Below are 17,467 nucleotides of genomic sequence, written 5' to 3'. Positions count from 1 at the left end.
TAACCTAACGAGAAGCGAGTCCTGACATAAGGAGGCAGTTTGCAGCACAATGAACGGAAAGTGGTGTTTTTCGATCTGGACGGAACCTTGCATCAGCAGGATATGTTCGGCAGTTTCCTGCGCTACCTGCTGCGTAATCTGCCGCTAAACCTGCTGCTGGTGGTGGCGATGGGGCCGGCGATCCTTGCCGGGCTGGCGGTGTGTGGGCGGGCGGCGCGCTGGCCAATGAGCCTCCTGCTGTGGGCGTCAACCTTTGGCCGTCGCGAGGCGGTACTGAAGCGGCTGGAAGCGGAGTTTGTCGGCTGGTTTCGCCATCATGTGACGGCGTTTCCGGTGGTTCATGCGCGGCTCACGGCCTACCTGACCAGTACCGATGCCGACGTCTGGTTGATCACCGGCTCGCCGCAGTCGCTGGTGGAGCAGGTCTATCGCGATACTCTCTGGCTGCCGCGGGTGAATCTGATAGCCAGCCGCACCGCGCGCCGCTGGGGCGGCTGGGTATTGACCCTGCGCTGCCTGGGGCATGAAAAAGTGGTGCAGCTGGAGAAAAAGATCGGCGCGCCGCTGCGGCTGTACAGCGGCTATAGCGACAGCGAGCAGGACAACCCGTTGCTCGGCTTTTGCCAGCATCGCTGGCGGGTAACGCCTCAGGGAGAGCTCCAGCAGCTGGAGTAATAGTGTGTAATTGATAGCGCCCATGTATAATGCGCCCCGCTTTTTCTGCTGGAGTGGCCGCTGTGTCTGACCTCGAACTCAATGATGAATACTGGATGCGTCATGCCCTGACGCTGGCAAAGCGCGCCTGGGAAGAGGGCGAGGTGCCGGTGGGCGCGGTGCTGGTGTATAACAACCAGGTCATCGGCGAGGGCTGGAACCGGCCGATCGGCCGTCACGACCCCACCGCTCACGCGGAAATTATGGCTTTACGCCAGGGCGGGCTGGTGCAGCAAAACTATCGCCTGATCGACGCCACGCTGTACGTGACCCTGGAGCCTTGCGTCATGTGTGCTGGCGCCATGGTGCACAGCCGTATCGCCCGCCTGGTCTTTGGCGCCAGGGATGCCAAGACCGGCGCCGCTGGCTCGCTAATAGATGTCCTGCACCATCCGGGAATGAATCATCGGGTTGAAATAAGCGAAGGCGTGCTGGCGGAGTCCTGCTCTACCATGCTGAGCGACTTCTTTCGCTGGCGGCGGGAAGAGAAAAAAGCGCTGAAGAAAGCCCGGGAGCAGACCGGAGAAGGTTAATACAGGTGGCCGGGGAGTTTTAACCGGGCATTATCCATCTGCTTATCGGCGCGAAACTTGAAAAAGGGCAGGGTGGTCTCCTGCGGCTGTTCGAGTTCATTCGGGAGCACGGCCGGGTAATCCTCCGCCAGGGCCAGCGTTTGCTGTTGCTGGCGCTCCTTCTCTGACAAATAGCCGACAAGGCTTATCTGATATTTGCGGATGTTTTCCACATAGGCGTAGGCCTCATGGCCGCGCGCGTAGCCGTATTTAAGTTTGCTGTAATAGGGCTTCTGGCTCAACAGGGGTAAACGCAGCTTAACGTCTGCCCAGCTGTTGGGATTGCCTTTTTGTTTGCGGGTGAGCGCCATGGCGTCCAGCATATGGGCATAGCCCATATTGTAAGCAGCCAGCGCAAACCAGATGCGTTCGTCTTTCGGAATCGAATCCGGCACTTTATCCATCATATCCTGCAGATAGCGCATGCCGCCGTCGATACTCTGCGCCGCATCGGTCCGGTCAGTCAGTCCCAGACTTTGCGCGGTGTTGCGCGTCAGCATCATCATGCCGCGCACGCCGGTGGGGGAAGTGGCCTGCGGATCCCAGTGGGATTCCTGCCAGGCGATCGCGGCCAGCAGGCGCCAGTCAATCTCGCGGGCGTACTTTTCAAATAGCGGCTGCACGTCCGGGAGAATATTTTCCACTGCACGGAGGAAGGTGCGGGTGTCGACATAATCGAAGTCGTTGCCGTGGCCGAGGTATTTCTCCTCCAGGCGCGCCAGCGTCCCGTCTTCATTAATGTTATTGAAGAAATCAAGCATTGCGGCCGACAGCGAATTATCTTCGCCCCGGGCGCTAAACCAGGTGACCGGCTGTTCGTCGGTGATATCCAGGGCCACCGCCAGCTCCGGATGGACGCGCTGAAACAGGCTGACGGCCACCGAATCGGCGACGGTGTAATCGAGTTTGCCGTCAATCACCGCCTGCATCAGCGCCGTGGTACCGCGCTTCTCGTCCACGCGCCAGGTAAGATCCGGATATTTCTCCGCTTTTAAGGCCTGCAGGTCGTTGATCGCCACGTGGCCCGGAGCGATAGTGAGTTGCTCGGCGGTTAGCGACGCGAGAGTGCGCGGCCGGATATTACCGACACGATAGACCAGCTGTTGGGAAACAGAATAGTAGGTGGGGCCAGCCTGGTAGTTTTTCACCCGCTCCTGGTTATAAACCAGACCGGCAGCCAGCATATCGGCCTGACCGTCGTCGAGGTCGTCAAACAGCTGGCTGATATTCTGCCGGACGGTTATCTTAAGCGTCACGCCCAGATAGTCAGCAAACTGCTTCGCCAGTTCATAATCCAGACCGAACGTTTTATCGTTCATGGTGGCGAAGGTCATCGGCGAGTTGATGGTGCTGATGCGCAGCTCGCCGCGAGCGATAATACCCGCCACCCGGTTCTCGGGTTTACTGGACCAGGGGATTGACGGCCACAGGGCCGCCGCCAGCAAAAGGGTGACAATGCCGATCAGCAGATAATTAATCTTTAATTTTTTCAGAGCGTTAATCTTCTGCAGCTTCAGGTTCCTCAGCAGGCGATGTCCGGAAAAAACGCAAGGTTGTCGTCGAATGTGCGGCATTCTGCTTAAGAATGCGCCAGTTGGCAACTTATTCGCGATGGTCGTCACATTTATTGATAAACAGCATCAATGATTTTATTTCTACGCAAACGGTTTCGTCGGGGCGCAGGATTCACTATAATGACGCCCGTTTCCCCCCCTGGCTCACCCTGAAAGCTTCGAAGACGAGAGACTTATGATGGAAATTTTGCGTGGTTCACCTGCACTGTCGGCATTCCGTATCAATAAACTGCTGGCACGATTTCAGGCGGCCAACCTTCCGGTAAGCGCCATATATGCCGAGTATATTCATTTTGCCGATCTGAACGCCTCGCTGAGCGCTGACGATCGCGAGCGCCTGGCGCGACTGCTTCAGTATGGCCCGAGCTTAAGCAGCCATACCCCGACCGGTAAATTACTGCTCGTGACCCCTCGCCCTGGCACCATCTCTCCCTGGTCTTCTAAAGCTACCGATATCGCTCACAACTGCGGTCTGACTCAGGTCGTGCGCCTGGAGCGCGGCGTGGCGTATTACGTTGAAGCCTCAACCCTGACCGAAGCGCAGTGGACCGCCGTGGCGGCGGAACTGCACGACCGCATGATGGAGAGCGTCTTCGACGCCCTGGAAGCGGGCGAGACGCTGTTTGCCCATCATCAGCCGACGCCGGTCACCAGCGTTGACCTGCTGGGCGAAGGCCGTCAGGCGCTGATTGACGCCAACCTCCGTCTGGGGCTGGCGCTGGCAGATGACGAAATTGACTACCTGCAGGATGCGTTTACCCGTCTGGGCCGCAACCCGAACGATATTGAGCTGTATATGTTCGCTCAGGCGAACTCTGAGCATTGTCGCCACAAGATTTTCAACGCCGACTGGATCATCGACGGCGAACAGCAGCCGAAGTCGCTGTTCAAAATGATCAAAAACACCTTCGAAAAAACGCCGGACTACGTCCTGTCGGCCTATAAAGATAATGCCGCGGTGATGGAAGGGTCTGAAGTGGGGCGCTATTTTGCCGACCACCAGACCGGGCGCTACGACTTCCATCAGGAGCCGGCGCACATACTGATGAAGGTGGAAACCCATAACCACCCGACGGCCATCTCTCCATGGCCGGGCGCGGCAACCGGCTCCGGCGGCGAAATCCGTGATGAAGGCGCCACCGGCCGCGGCGCGAAGCCGAAAGCGGGCCTGGTGGGCTTCTCGGTTTCCAACCTGCGTATTCCGGGCTTCGAGCAGCCGTGGGAAGAAGATTTCGGTAAACCGGACCGCATTGTCACCGCCCTGGACATCATGACCGAAGGCCCGCTGGGCGGCGCGGCGTTTAACAACGAGTTTGGTCGTCCGGCGCTGAACGGCTACTTCCGCACCTATGAAGAGAAAGTCACCAGCCACAATGGCGAAGAGCTGCGCGGCTACCACAAACCGATCATGCTGGCCGGCGGTATCGGCAACATCCGCGGCGAGCATGTGCAGAAGGGCGAGATTACCGTCGGGGCGAAGCTGATCGTGCTGGGCGGCCCGGCGATGAACATCGGTCTCGGCGGCGGCGCGGCCTCTTCTATGGCCTCCGGCCAGTCCGATGCCGACCTCGATTTCGCCTCCGTACAGCGTGACAACCCGGAAATGGAACGCCGCTGTCAGGAAGTGATCGACCGCTGCTGGCAGCTGGGCGACGCCAACCCGATCCTCTTTATCCACGACGTTGGCGCGGGCGGTCTCTCCAACGCCATGCCGGAGCTGGTGAGCGACGGCGGCCGCGGCGGTAAATTCCAGCTGCGCGATATTCTCAGCGATGAGCCAGGGATGAGCCCGCTGGAGATCTGGTGTAACGAATCGCAGGAGCGTTATGTTTTGGCGGTCGCCCCGGAGCAACTGCCGCTGTTCGACGAACTGTGTCGCCGCGAACGCGCGCCTTATGCCGTTATCGGCGAAGCTACCGCGGAGCAGCACCTGAGCCTGAGCGACAGCCACTTTAACGATCAGCCGATCGACCTGCCGCTGGACGTTCTGCTCGGCAAAACACCGAAAATGACCCGCGATGTGCAGACCCTGAAAGCCCAGGGCAGCGCGCTGGATCGTCAACCGATTACCCTTGCCGATGCGGTAAATCGTGTTCTGCACCTGCCGACGGTGGCCGAGAAAACCTTCCTCGTGACCATCGGCGACCGCACCGTGACCGGTATGGTCGCCCGCGACCAGATGGTCGGCCCGTGGCAGATCCCGGTGGCCAACTGCGCGGTGACCACCGCCAGCCTCGACAGCTACTACGGCGAAGCGATGGCGATGGGCGAGCGCGCCCCGGTTGCCCTGCTGGACTTCGCGGCCTCTGGCCGTCTGGCCGTCGGCGAAGCGCTGACCAACATCGCCGCCACGCAGATTGGCGAGCTGAATCGCGTGAAACTGTCAGCTAACTGGATGGCCGCCGCAGGTCACCCGGGCGAAGACGCTGGCCTGTATGAGGCGGTAAAAGCGGTAGGCGAAGAGCTGTGTCCGGCGCTGGGCCTGACCATTCCGGTCGGTAAAGACTCGATGTCGATGAAAACCCGCTGGCAGGAAGGCAGCGAGCAGCGCGAGATGACCTCCCCGCTGTCGCTGGTGATCTCCGCTTTCGCCCGTGTCGAAGATGTTCGTCATACCGTCACGCCGCAGCTTTCTACAGAAGATAACGCGCTGCTGCTGATCGACCTCGGTAAAGGGCACAACGCGCTGGGCGCGACGGCCCTGGCGCAGGTCTATCGCCAGCTCGGCGACAAGCCGGCTGACGTGCGCGATGTTGCCCAGCTGAAAGGCTTCTGGGACGCGATGCAGGCCCTGGTGGCGCAGCGTAAACTGCTGGCCTACCACGACCGCTCCGACGGCGGCCTGCTGGTGACTCTGGCGGAAATGGCCTTTACCGGCCACTGTGGCCTGGAAGCAGATATCGCCGCGCTGGGCGATGATCGTCTGGCCGCGCTGTTCAACGAAGAGCTGGGGGCGGTGATCCAGGTGCGCGCTGCAGACCGTGAGGCGGTGGAAGCCATTCTGGCGGTTAACGGCCTGGCAGACTGCGTGCATTACCTTGGTAAAGCGGTCGAGGGCGATCGCTTCGTGCTGACCGCCAACGGTCAGACGGTGTTTAGCGAGAGCCGCACTACGCTGCGCATGTGGTGGGCGGAAACCACTTGGCAGATGCAGCGTCTGCGCGACAACCCGGCCTGCGCCGATCAGGAGCACGAGGCGAAAGCCAATGACGCCGATCCGGGCCTCAATGTGAAGCTTTCGTTTGAGATTAATGACGACATTGCGGCGCCGTACATTGCCACCGGCGCGCGTCCGAAAGTGGCCGTCCTGCGCGAGCAGGGGGTGAACTCCCACGTTGAAATGGCGGCAGCCTTCCATCGCGCCGGCTTTGACGCCATCGACGTGCATATGAGCGACCTGCTGGCGGGCCGCACCGGTCTGGGGGATTTCCATGCCCTGGTGGCCTGCGGCGGCTTCTCCTATGGTGACGTGCTGGGCGCGGGTGAAGGCTGGGCGAAGTCGATTCTGTTCAACGAGCGCGTGCGCGATGAGTTCGCGACGTTCTTCCATCGTCCGCAGACGCTGGCGCTCGGCGTGTGCAACGGCTGTCAGATGATGTCCAACCTGCGCGAGCTGATCCCGGGCAGCGACCTGTGGCCGCGCTTTGTGCGTAACCAGTCTGACCGCTTCGAAGCGCGCTTTAGCCTGGTGGAAGTGACGCAAAGCCCATCCCTGCTGCTGGAAGGCATGGTTGGCTCACGGATGCCGATTGCGGTCTCCCACGGCGAAGGTCAGGTGGAAGTGCGCGACAGCGCGCATCTGGCCCAGCTGGAGAGCAAAGGTCTGGTGGCGCTGCGCTTCGTGGATAACTTTGGCAAAGTGACCGAAACCTATCCGGCGAACCCGAACGGTTCCCCGAACGGTATCACCGCGGTGACCAGCGAAAGCGGGCGCGCGACCATCATGATGCCGCACCCGGAACGCGTCTTCCGCACCGTAAGCAACTCCTGGCACCCGGAGAACTGGGGCGAGGACAGCCCGTGGATGCGTATCTTCCGTAACGCGCGTAAACAGCTGGGTTAACCTTCCGGCAGCGCCTCATGTGAATGTATCAGCCCCCTGCTCAGGCAGGGGGCTTTTTTTATCTGTGATGGCCGGCACGCCAGGGTGTCGGGAATTGCCGACAACCCCTATGTTATGGTGTCGTCAATAGGAGACACTTAACATATTGATTTTATTGAGCAGTGGTGCGGCGCCTGTTTAGTGTCGTCAATTAGCGACAATATGAATAAAAAATGTACGGTTCCGGTATGGCAATGATCGTGAGCTAATATCATATATATCAGCGTGTTAATAAAATGTTTTGAAAGGTGGCATAGTTCATGCATAATATTAACCAGTGGCTCATTCACCTTCTTATGTCAGCCCCTTCGGGACGCGCTACATAAACTTCGAATGACGCACAAACAGGTGCCTGCCGTCCAACTCCTGATAACAGCCTGGCTTTATCAGACATCGGGCGAAACGTCGAGTAAGGCACCGCCTCATTCCTGAACAAAGCCAGGCCTTGCGCCTGGCTTTGTTGTTTCTGCGGCGCAGTAACCAGCGGTAGCGCTTTTCTCCGGCGCGCTCCTCAGTTAGCATCGACCAGAGCTAATGATTGAGACAACATCCTTGAAGCGACTCTCTCTTTTTCCCCGTTCGCTGCGTCAACTGGTGACGCTCTCCTTTGTGCTGATCCTGCTGCCGCTGTTGGTGCTGGCGTGGCAGGCCTGGCAGAGCCTGAATGCCCTTAGCGCCCAGGCGGCGCATATTAACCGCACTACGCTGGTCGATGCCCGACGCAGCGAGGCGATGATCAATGCCGCGCTGGAAATGGAGCGCAGCTATCGCCAGTACTGCGTGCTGGACGATCCGACGCTGGCGCGGGTGTATCAGAATCAGCGACAGCGCTACAGCCAGATGCTGGATGCCCATGCCGGCGTGCTACCGGACGAGAAACTCTGGCAGGCGCTGCGTCAGGACGTCAGCGATCTGGCGCAGTTGCAGTGTAAAAATAGCGGCCCCGATGCCCAGGCGGCCGCCAGACTGGAAGTTTTCGCCAGCAATAACAGCGATATGGTGCAGGCGACCCGGGCAGTCGTCTATTCCCGCGGCCAGCAGCTGCAGCAGGAGATTGCCGAACGCGGCCAGTTTTTCGGCTGGCAGGCGCTGGTGCTGTTTCTGCTGAGCCTGGCGCTGGTGCTGCTCTTCACCCGTATGATTATCGGTCCGGTGAAAGGCATAGAAAGAATGATCAATCAGCTGGGGGCAGGGAAGTCGCTGGACGACGCCGCATTGTTTACCGGCCCGCGCGAGCTGCGCTCGGTGGGCAAGCGCATCATCTGGCTCAGCGAGCGCCTGGCGTGGCTGGAGTCGCAGCGGCATCAATTTCTTCGTCATCTGTCGCATGAGCTGAAAACCCCGCTGGCCAGTATGCGTGAAGGTACCGAGCTGTTGGCCGACCGGGTCGCCGGGCCACTGACCCCTGAGCAGCAGGAGATCGTCGAGATCCTCGACAGCAGTAGTCGTAACCTGCAAAAGCTGATTGAACAGTTGCTGGACTACAACCGAAAACAGGCCGACAGCCCGGTGGCTCGCGAAGCGGTGGACCTGGTGGACCTGGTGGAAAACGTCGTGGCGGCGCACAGCCTGCCCGCGCGGGCTAAACTGATGCATACCGAACTGACGCTGCAGGCGCGGCGTTGCCTGGCAGAGCCTGCGCTATTGATAAGCGTAATGGATAATCTCTACTCCAATGCGGTGCACTATGGCGCTGAATCCGGTAACATCCGTATTCACAGCTACCGGCACGGAGAGCAGGTGCGTATTGATGTCGCCAACAGCGGCGAACCGATCCCGGCCGCGGAAAAGAATATGATTTTCGAGCCTTTTTACCAGGGGAGTCACCAGCGTAAAGGGGCCGTTAAGGGCAGTGGGCTGGGGTTGAGTATCGCCCGCGACTGCGTCCGGCAGATGCAAGGGGAGCTCAGCTTAGTTGACGCGCCCGCCGGGCAGGTCTGTTTTCGCATTACGCTTCCCTCAGCGCCGGAATAATCCAACTTATGAATCGATATCGGGGAACTATGTCCCAATTCCTGGCCTGGCGCCGTTCCCTTCGCGGATGGCTGCTTTCAGGCATTGCTTGTCTGACGCTGGCGGGGTGTTCCGCCGGCTTTTCACCGCATACTGCGGAAGGTACCGCCGCCTCCGGGCAGGCGCAGCATCAGGTGGCCGATTTTGTCGCGGTAGACTGCGCGGACATCTGGGCGCACAGCAGCGATGCCAGCGACAAAAATCCCCTCTACTGGCTGCGGGGCATTGACTGTGCCGATCGCCTCGCACCGGCGCAGGCGCGGGCGGAGGCGAAACGCCATACCGACGATAGCTGGCAGGACGCGTTCCGTCGCGGCATCCTGCTTGCTGATGCCAAAATTACTCCCGACGAGCGTCGCGACCTGGTGGCGCGTCTCGATACCTTCAGCCCGCAAATCGCCGTTCAGGTCCGCCCGCTGTATCAGCTTTGGCGCGATGGCCAGACCCGTCAGCTGCAGCTGGTGGAAGAGCGTGCCCGTTACGCGAAGCTTCAGCAGTCCAGCGATAGCGAACTGGAGACGCTGCGACAGCAGGAGCAGGCGCTGCGCGAGCAGTTGGAGCTGACCACCCGCAAGCTGGAGAACCTGACGGATATTGAGCGTCAGCTCTCCAGCCGCAAGCCGGGCGGCAATTTCGGCAGCGAAAAAGTGCCGGAGGTGATCCATGACGATCCGTAAACCGGCGCGTTTGCTGCTGGTGGATGACGATCCGGGACTGTTGAAGCTGCTGGGCATGCGCCTGGTCAGCGAAGGCTACAGCGTGGTCACCGCCGAGAGCGGGTCGGAAGCGCTGCGCGTGCTGGGGCGTGAGAAAGTGGATCTGGTGATTAGCGATCTGCGGATGGATGAAATGGATGGCCTGCAGCTGTTCAGCGAGATCCAGAAAGGGCTGCCCGGCATGCCGGTGATTATTCTCACCGCCCATGGTTCGATTCCCGACGCCGTGGCCGCGACCCAGCAGGGGGTGTTCAGCTTCCTGACCAAGCCGGTCGATAAAGATGCCTTGTATAAAGCCATTGATGAGGCGCTGGAGCAGCGCTCGCCGGCCACCGACGAAGCCTGGCGCCAGGCGATTGTGACCCGCAGCCCGCTGATGCTGCGTCTGCTTGAGCAGGCCGGGATGGTGGCGCAATCGGATGTCAGCGTGCTGATTAACGGCCAGAGTGGGACCGGGAAGGAGATCGTCGCCCAGGCGATCCATAACGCCAGCCCGCGTCATGATAAACCGTTCGTGGCGATCAACTGCGGCGCGCTGCCGGAACAGCTGCTCGAATCCGAACTGTTTGGCCATGCGCGGGGCGCCTTTACCGGCGCGGTCAGTAACCGTGAAGGATTATTCCAGGCCGCTGAGGGCGGTACGCTGTTTCTCGACGAGATCGGTGATATGCCGGTTGCGCTGCAGGTGAAGCTGCTGCGCGTCCTGCAGGAGCGTAAGGTGCGTCCGCTGGGCAGCAACCGCGATATCGAGATCAACGTGCGGATCATCTCCGCCACCCATCGCGACCTGCCGAAGGCGATGGCCCGCGGCGAGTTCCGCGAAGATCTGTTTTACCGACTCAACGTGGTGAATCTGAAGATCCCACCGCTTTCCGAACGGGCTGAGGATATCCCGCTGCTGGCTAATCATTTGCTGCGCCAGTCCGCCGATCGCCATAAGCCGTTTGTCCGGGCGTTTTCCAGCGATGCGATGAAGCGGCTGATGGCCGCCAAGTGGCCGGGTAACGTGCGCCAGCTGGTGAACGTGATTGAGCAGTGTGTGGCCCTGACCTCGTCGCCGGTGATTGGCGACGCGCTGGTGGAGCAGGCGCTGGAAGGAGAGAATACCGCGCTGCCGACCTTCGTGGAGGCGCGCAATCAGTTTGAGCTGAACTACCTGCGCAAGCTGCTGCAAATTACTAAAGGCAATGTCACCCACGCCGCGCGGATGGCAGGGCGCAACCGCACCGAATTCTATAAACTGCTGTCGCGCCATGAGCTCGACGCCAACGACTTTAAAGAGTAGCTCCGCAACATAGCGCAAGTTATGATACGGTAAGCAACCGGTTACGCGACTAAGACAGGAACACCATGAAAAAGATTGATGCGATTATTAAACCTTTCAAACTGGATGACGTGCGTGAAGCGCTGGCCGAAGTCGGCATCACCGGGATGACGGTGACGGAAGTGAAGGGCTTTGGCCGCCAGAAAGGTCATACCGAGCTGTACCGCGGTGCGGAGTACATGGTGGATTTTCTGCCAAAAGTAAAAATTGAAATCGTGGTGACCGACGATATCGTCGATACCTGTGTGGATACCATCATCCGTACGGCGCAGACCGGCAAGATTGGCGACGGCAAGATCTTTGTCTTCGACGTCGCGCGGGTCATTCGTATCCGTACCGGTGAAGAAGACGACGCGGCGATTTAATCCTCGCCGCTCGCTGCAGTATTGCCGGGTGACGCTGCGCTTACCCGGCCTACAAATCCCCGCGTCGTCGGGGCTTACAGGACCTTATGCGGGCCGAAACATTCGTAATGAATGTTGTCTTTATTAACCCCTAATTCTACCAGCTGCTTCGCTGCAAACTGCATAAACGCTACCGGGCCGCAGAGATAGAACTGCATCTGCGGGGCGCGAATATTGTCCGCCACTGCCGCTAAATCCATCAAACCTTCGCTATCAAAACGTCCAGTCTGACGGTCGGCTTCGCTCGGGTTGCGATACCACACGTGAGAGGTAAACGCCGGCAGCGCCGCGCCAAGCGCACTCACTTCATCGGCAAAGGCGTGAACGTCGCCATTTTCCGCCGCATGGAACCAGTTCACCTGACCCTGATGACCGCTCTTCGCCAGCGCATCCAGCATCGCCAGCATCGGCGTTTGCCCGACGCCCCCGGAGAGCAGGGTGACCGGCGTCTGTGGTTCAACGTTAAGGAAGAAGTCACCCGCCGGGGCGGCTAAATAGACCACATCGCCTTCGCTGGCATGGTTATGCAGCCAGCTGGAAACCTGACCGCCGTCCTCACGTTTTACCGCAATGCGGTAGCCTTTGCCGTCCGCTTTGCGGGTCAGGGAGTACTGGCGGATTTCCTGATATTCGAAGCCTTCCGGTTTCAGCCAGATGGCCAGGTACTGGCCAGGCTGGTAATCGGCGACCGGCTGGCCATCAACCGGTTCGAGCTCAAAGCTGGTGATAAGCTGGCTGCGCGGGGTTTTCTTCACGATGCGGAACGCGCGGGTCCCTTCCCAGCCGCCGGTTTTACTGGCGTTTTGCTGATAAATTTCTGCTTCGCGGCCGATAAAGACGTTCGCCAGCACGCCGTAAGCTTTTCCCCAGGCATCAAGCACTTCCTGACCCGGGCTGAACATTTCATCGAGGGTCGCCAGCAGATGGCTGCCAACGATGTTGTACTGCTCCGGTTTGATCTGGAAGCTGGTGTGTTTCTGGGCGATTTTTTCCACCGCCGGCAGCAGGGCGGGCAGGTTATCGATATTGCTGGCGTAGGCGGCAATGGCGTTGAATAACGCTTCGCGCTGATCGCCGTTGCGCTGGTTGCTCATGTTGAAAATCTCTTTGAGCTCCGGATTATGCGCGAACATACGATCGTAGAAATGGGCGGTAAGCTTTGGGCCGGTCTCTACCAGCAGGGGGATGGTGGCTTTGACCGTGGCGATGGTTTGAGCGTCGAGCATAGCGTGCTTCCTTGTGTGTTATCTTATTGATGTATTTTAAATGCATCTTATAGAAATAACCCTGCTATGTAAATGGTTCTTTAACACTTAACCCCGATGCCGTTACAACATGAAGAATTTGCATCACAAACCTGAAAAGAAATCCGTTGATAATGAGAGAGACGTTATTGCTCAAAGCCTTGTGTCATGCGGAGCCAATCGTTTGCGTAAAATCCTTTGTCAAGACCTGTTATCACAGAATGATTAGGTTATACTGTGGGCCGTTGTCCAATCGGACCGCCTTTTTAGGCCGAAATTTTATTGTTAGCTGAGTCAGGAGATGCGGATGTTAAAGCGTGAAATGAACATTGCCGATTATGATGCCGAACTGTGGCAGGCTATGGAGCAGGAAAAAGTACGTCAGGAAGAGCACATCGAACTGATCGCCTCCGAAAACTACACCAGTCCGCGCGTCATGCAGGCGCAGGGCTCTCAGCTGACCAACAAATATGCTGAAGGGTATCCGGGCAAGCGTTACTACGGCGGCTGTGAATATGTCGACGTGGTTGAGCAACTGGCTATCGACCGCGCGAAAGAACTGTTCGGCGCTGACTATGCTAACGTCCAGCCGCACTCCGGCTCTCAGGCTAACTTTGCGGTCTACACCGCGCTGCTGCAGCCGGGCGATACCGTGCTCGGTATGAACCTGGCGCAGGGCGGCCACCTGACTCACGGCTCTCCGGTGAACTTCTCCGGCAAACTGTACAACATCATCCCTTACGGTATTGATGAGTCCGGTAAAATTGACTATGACGACATGGCGAAGCAGGCTCAGGAACACAAACCGAAGATGATCATCGGTGGTTTCTCCGCTTACTCCGGTATCGTTGACTGGGCGAAAATGCGTGAAATCGCCGACAGCATCGGCGCTTACCTGTTCGTCGATATGGCGCACGTGGCTGGCCTGATTGCCGCGGGTGTGTATCCGAACCCGGTTCCGCATGCTCACGTTGTGACCACCACCACCCACAAAACCCTGGCGGGTCCGCGCGGCGGCCTGATCCTGGCGAAAGGCGGTAGCGAAGAGCTGTACAAAAAACTGAACTCTGCCGTGTTCCCAAGCGCGCAGGGCGGCCCGCTGATGCACGTTATCGCGGCGAAAGCGGTGGCGCTGAAAGAAGCGATGGAGCCAGAGTTTAAAGTTTACCAGCAGCAGGTTGCGAAAAACGCCAAAGCAATGGTGGAAGTGTTCCTGAACCGCGGCTACAAAGTGGTTTCTGGCGGGACTGAGAACCACCTGTTCCTGCTGGATCTGGTGGATAAAAACCTGACCGGTAAAGAAGCTGACGCCGCCCTGGGCCGCGCCAACATCACCGTGAACAAAAACAGCGTGCCGAACGATCCGAAGAGCCCGTTCGTGACTTCCGGTATCCGTATCGGTTCTCCGGCTGTGACTCGCCGCGGCTTTAAAGAAGCGGAAGTCAAAGAGCTGGCTGGCTGGATGTGTGACGTGCTGGACAATATCAATGATGAAGCGGTCATTGAACGTGTGAAAGGCAAAGTGCTGGATATCTGCGCCCGCTTCCCGGTTTATGCGTAAGCGTTAACGTTGCAATAAAAAAGGCCGCGATTGCGGCCTTTTTTGTGTCTGCCGATTAGCGGCGGTCGAGCGAAATCGCGCCGGGGCCGGTAATCGCCAACAGCAGAAAAGCGCCAGCAATACTGACGTTTTTCCAGAAATTAATCATGTTCGGCAATACCGCATCGCCGGTCATATCCCAGTAATGATGGCCAATCACCGCCGTACCCAGCGTATAAAAAATAAAGATGACCGCCAGCGGGCGGGTGAAAAAGCCCAACACAATTAAGATCGCCGCAGGGACCTCCATTATCACAGCGATAATCGCCGCCAGCGTCGGCATCGGCGCGCCGGAGGCGGCCATGTACTGCACCGTACCGCCAAAGCCTAACAGTTTCGGATAACCAAAAAGGATAAACAGGACCACCACGGCGATGCGGGCGATGAGCAGCAGCAAGGAGCGGGAAGCGCCAAAATCAAAATAGCGGAGTGTGTTCATAATCAGCTCGTTATGAGAGAAGTGTGATCTAAACGTAATACACAAATTTGCCCGCCGCCATGGAGAGAAAATAATAATGTTGCGCTTCGTTTCATCAGGATTTGGCTGCGGGGTTGCTCGCACTTTGATGCCCGGTTATCGGATTTTATTTAATACAACCGGCGATGGGATGGTGCTCGCTCTGTGATGTGTGTCACGATTTAAAGACAAATGTACTCAACTTCCATATAGAGAGTGAGACACCGGTTTACTCAAGATGGGGTTTGTCGCCAGACTATCGCCACCATTCGGGAGGAAATCATGGTCTTGCACTCCACGCGCTGGCTGGCGCTCAGTTATTTCACCTACTTTTTTAGCTACGGTATTTTTCTGCCCTTCTGGAGCGTCTGGCTGGCCGGAAACGGGCTGACTCCGGAAACCATCGGCCTGTTGCTTGGCGCTGGCCTGGTGGCCCGTTTTCTTGGGAGCCTGCTGATTGCCCCGCGGGTCAGCGATCCCTCCCGGCTCATTGCCGCGTTGCGCGTGCTGGCCCTGTTAACCTTACTTTTCGCGCTGGCCTTCTGGGTCGGCAGTCACGTGGCATGGCTGCTGGCGGTCATTATCGGCTTCAACCTGTTCTTTTCGCCGCTGGTGCCGCTGACGGATGCCCTGGCCAATACCTGGCAAAAGCAGATCACCATGGACTATGGCCGGGTGCGGCTATGGGGCTCCATTGCCTTTGTCATCGGTTCGGCGCTGACCGGCAAGCTGGTCAGCCTGTTTGATTATCGGGCGATCCTGCTGATGTTAAGCCTGGGTGTCGCCTCGATGCTGCTGGGTATGCTGCTTAAGCCGTCGGTGATGCCCCACGGGGAGTCGCGCCAGCAGCAGGGAGCAGGACTGACGGCCTGGCTGACGCTGGTACGCCAGAGCTGGCGCTTTCTCGCCTGCGTCTGTTTGCTACAGGGGGCGCACGCCGCCTACTACGGCTTTAGCGCCATCTACTGGCAGCAGGCCGGCTATTCTGCCTCGGCGGTCGGTTATCTGTGGTCGTTAGGCGTGGTGGCGGAAGTGGTGATCTTCGCGTTGAGTAAAAAGGTGTTCCGCCGCTTCAGCGCACGCGACCTGCTGCTGCTCTCCGCCGTCTGCGGGCTGATTCGCTGGGGACTGATGGGCTGGACCACGGCGCTGCCGGGACTCCTCCTTGCGCAGATCCTTCACTGCGGCACCTTCACGGTGTGTCATCTGGCGGCGATGCGCTATATCGCCGCCCGTCAGGGCAGCGAAGTGATCCGCTTGCAGGCCGTCTACTCCGCGGTGGCGATGGGCGGGAGTATTGCCATCATGACCGTCTTCGCCGGTTTCCTCTATCAGCACCTGCACCAGGGCGTGTTCTGGGTAATGGCCCTGCTGACGATCCCGGCGCTGATTATCCGGCCAAAAGCGGTGGCGGCCTAGTCCTCAAGCATCGCGCAGATATGCTGCTGTTGGCGTTCAGTGAAGCAGTTTTCCGCGTGGATCAGCGGCGGCGAAAACAGCGGTAGCGCCGTCGCATAAGGGGTGACGATAAGCGTCACCCCTTTGGGCGCGCCTTCCTTCTGAAAGCGCTCTACGGTCTGGTATTTGATATTCAGCGGCAGCAGCGTGAGTTCGCGCAGCTGCTGTTCCAGAGCCTCTTCTATAGCCGGGTTGTCATCGGTTAGCAACAGCACCTGTTTTTCGTGCAGGTCGCTTTTCTGCATCAGCCAGGCGCCAAAGATCACCGCGATTAAGCCAGTCTCTTCCTCATTAAAACGGATGTGCCAGGCTTCCTCGAATTCGCTCAATGCCGCCTGGGTGGTACGCAGTAAGCGAGGATAGAGCCGGCTCACTTCCTCCGTGAGCGTGCTGTCGATGCCGATGGCAAACACGCTGCGGATCAACGCCTGCGATAAATGAATATAGAGTTGATCGCTGAGCCCCTGCTCATCACTGAAAGCCCTGCCGGCGAGGACCTGGAAGCGATGGATCAGGCCGGAGATAGCCAGTCGCAGGCGGCGATCGTGCGGGTGACCGTCGCGGACCGGGTCGGGGGTTTTGAGCAACATAAACAGTAGCGAGAGGAAGAAGGGCTCTCCAACATGCGGCGGAGCGCCGACCCGGCGCTGCCAGTGGCGGACAATCTCCTGCGCCAGGGTAAACTCGGCGGCGGTCTGGGCCCAACGCTGCTGTTCATCATTGAAGTCCGGAGAGTATCCCCGGTGATGCTCAAGCAGACAGTACTGCAGATATAAGCGCAGAAACTGCACGTCGCGGCAGTCAAACTGGCGATTGAGCGCCCGCGCGCAGCGGTTCACCAGCGCCTGCAGATTGGTATCATCGTATAAGGTACGGGCAATGCCTTCATGTTTAAGCTGCGTTTTCAGGGCCGGGGTAAAATGATGATTGACGAACTGCGGGCAGAGGCGTAGCCCCCGCCGCAGCGCATGCAGCAGACATAAACGTTGGTCGAGCGCGGCGCCTTCAATCCGATAGCTGCCGTCCACCTCTGACCGGAGGGTCAAACGGTGGTAACGCTGAATTTCGCGTCCGGTCTCCTCAATATCCTGCCGGGCCGTGGTCTCATCAACGAGGTTGATCCTGCCAAGCCGTTCAGTCGTCACCGACTGTCCGGGCAGATAAAACATCAGGAGCACCTGGCTACGGCGCTGTGGACTGGAAAGCGCAGATGGTGGTTCAATGACGGTCATCATCTGGTAAGTTCCAGTTAGGGTTTTCGCTAAGAATAGACAATGGCAGAGGCGGGG

Annotated in this window: 13 protein-coding genes; 9 read left to right on the top strand and 4 right to left on the bottom strand. The window is 58.7% G+C overall.

Features of this window, described 5'->3' with window-relative positions; genetic code table 11:
• Window positions 1-39 precede the first annotated feature (39 nt).
• On the top strand, window positions 40-675 hold the full coding sequence (gene yfhb / locus A1WC_RS06665; protein ID WP_008803773.1) for a phosphatidylglycerophosphatase C: 636 nt from the start codon (window positions 40-42) through the stop codon (window positions 673-675).
• A 62-nt stretch (window positions 676-737) separates the two neighbouring features.
• A complete protein-coding gene (gene tadA / locus A1WC_RS06670; protein ID WP_012967431.1) occupies window positions 738-1,247 on the top strand; it encodes a tRNA adenosine(34) deaminase TadA in 510 nt (169 codons plus the stop codon).
• Here the strand turns inward: tadA and mltF are convergent.
• Window positions 1,244-2,860, bottom strand: a complete 1,617-nt coding sequence (gene mltF / locus A1WC_RS06675) for a membrane-bound lytic murein transglycosylase MltF (protein ID WP_008803775.1) — start codon at window positions 2,858-2,860, stop codon at window positions 1,244-1,246. The genes tadA and mltF overlap by 4 nt on opposite strands.
• A 175-nt stretch (window positions 2,861-3,035) precedes the next feature.
• Between mltF and purL the strand changes: the two genes are divergently transcribed.
• The 5 genes from purL (at window position 3,036) to glnB (ending at window position 11,380) form a co-directional block, all read left to right on the top strand.
• A complete protein-coding gene (purL, locus tag A1WC_RS06680; protein ID WP_016161645.1) occupies window positions 3,036-6,923 on the top strand; it encodes a phosphoribosylformylglycinamidine synthase in 3,888 nt (1,295 codons plus the stop codon).
• Between the two features lie 591 nt (window positions 6,924-7,514).
• Window positions 7,515-8,936, top strand: coding sequence for a sensor histidine kinase (locus A1WC_RS06685; protein WP_012967434.1), 1,422 nt, complete (start codon window positions 7,515-7,517; stop codon window positions 8,934-8,936).
• A 29-nt stretch (window positions 8,937-8,965) separates the two neighbouring features.
• Window positions 8,966-9,652: a two-component system QseEF-associated lipoprotein QseG gene (gene qseG, locus A1WC_RS06690; protein ID WP_012540858.1), complete on the top strand. Its 687-nt coding sequence runs from the start codon at window positions 8,966-8,968 to the stop codon at window positions 9,650-9,652.
• On the top strand, window positions 9,639-10,976 hold the full coding sequence (gene glrR, locus A1WC_RS06695) for a two-component system response regulator GlrR (RefSeq protein WP_016161644.1): 1,338 nt from the start codon (window positions 9,639-9,641) through the stop codon (window positions 10,974-10,976). Before qseG ends, glrR begins: the two co-directional genes overlap by 14 nt.
• 65 nt (window positions 10,977-11,041) lie before the next feature.
• Window positions 11,042-11,380, top strand: a complete 339-nt coding sequence (gene glnB, locus A1WC_RS06700) for a nitrogen regulatory protein P-II (protein ID WP_002914032.1) — start codon at window positions 11,042-11,044, stop codon at window positions 11,378-11,380.
• Between the two features lie 74 nt (window positions 11,381-11,454).
• Here glnB and hmpA read toward each other — a convergent pair whose 3' ends face one another.
• Entirely contained in the window at window positions 11,455-12,645 is a 1,191-nt protein-coding gene (gene hmpA / locus A1WC_RS06705; protein WP_008803780.1) for an NO-inducible flavohemoprotein, read from the bottom strand.
• 325 nt (window positions 12,646-12,970) lie between these two features.
• Here hmpA and glyA point away from each other — a divergent pair, with 325 nt between their 5' ends.
• Complete coding sequence (glyA, locus tag A1WC_RS06710; RefSeq protein WP_008803781.1) at window positions 12,971-14,224, top strand: serine hydroxymethyltransferase; 1,254 nt, start codon at window positions 12,971-12,973, stop codon at window positions 14,222-14,224.
• 55 nt (window positions 14,225-14,279) lie between these two features.
• On the opposite strand, the gene A1WC_RS06715 is transcribed toward glyA, so the two are convergent.
• Window positions 14,280-14,702 (bottom strand): DoxX family protein, encoded by a 423-nt coding sequence (locus A1WC_RS06715; RefSeq protein WP_012540860.1) that lies wholly within the window; start codon window positions 14,700-14,702, stop codon window positions 14,280-14,282.
• A 300-nt stretch (window positions 14,703-15,002) separates the two neighbouring features.
• On the opposite strand from A1WC_RS06715, the gene A1WC_RS06720 reads away from it, so the two are divergent.
• A complete protein-coding gene (locus A1WC_RS06720) occupies window positions 15,003-16,139 on the top strand; it encodes a 3-phenylpropionate MFS transporter (protein ID WP_008803783.1) in 1,137 nt (378 codons plus the stop codon).
• Here A1WC_RS06720 and csiE read toward each other — a convergent pair.
• Complete coding sequence (gene csiE / locus A1WC_RS06725; RefSeq protein ID WP_016161643.1) at window positions 16,136-17,413, bottom strand: stationary phase inducible protein CsiE; 1,278 nt, start codon at window positions 17,411-17,413, stop codon at window positions 16,136-16,138. The two genes, A1WC_RS06720 and csiE, sit on opposite strands and share 4 nt — an antisense overlap.
• Window positions 17,414-17,467 lie beyond the last annotated feature (54 nt).

The organism is Klebsiella sp. KTE92 (assembly GCF_000398905.1).
Taxonomy (GTDB): domain Bacteria; phylum Pseudomonadota; class Gammaproteobacteria; order Enterobacterales; family Enterobacteriaceae; genus Klebsiella; species Klebsiella variicola.
Note: the sequence above shows the minus strand (reverse complement) of the source record. Positions and strands in the feature narration are given on the sequence as shown.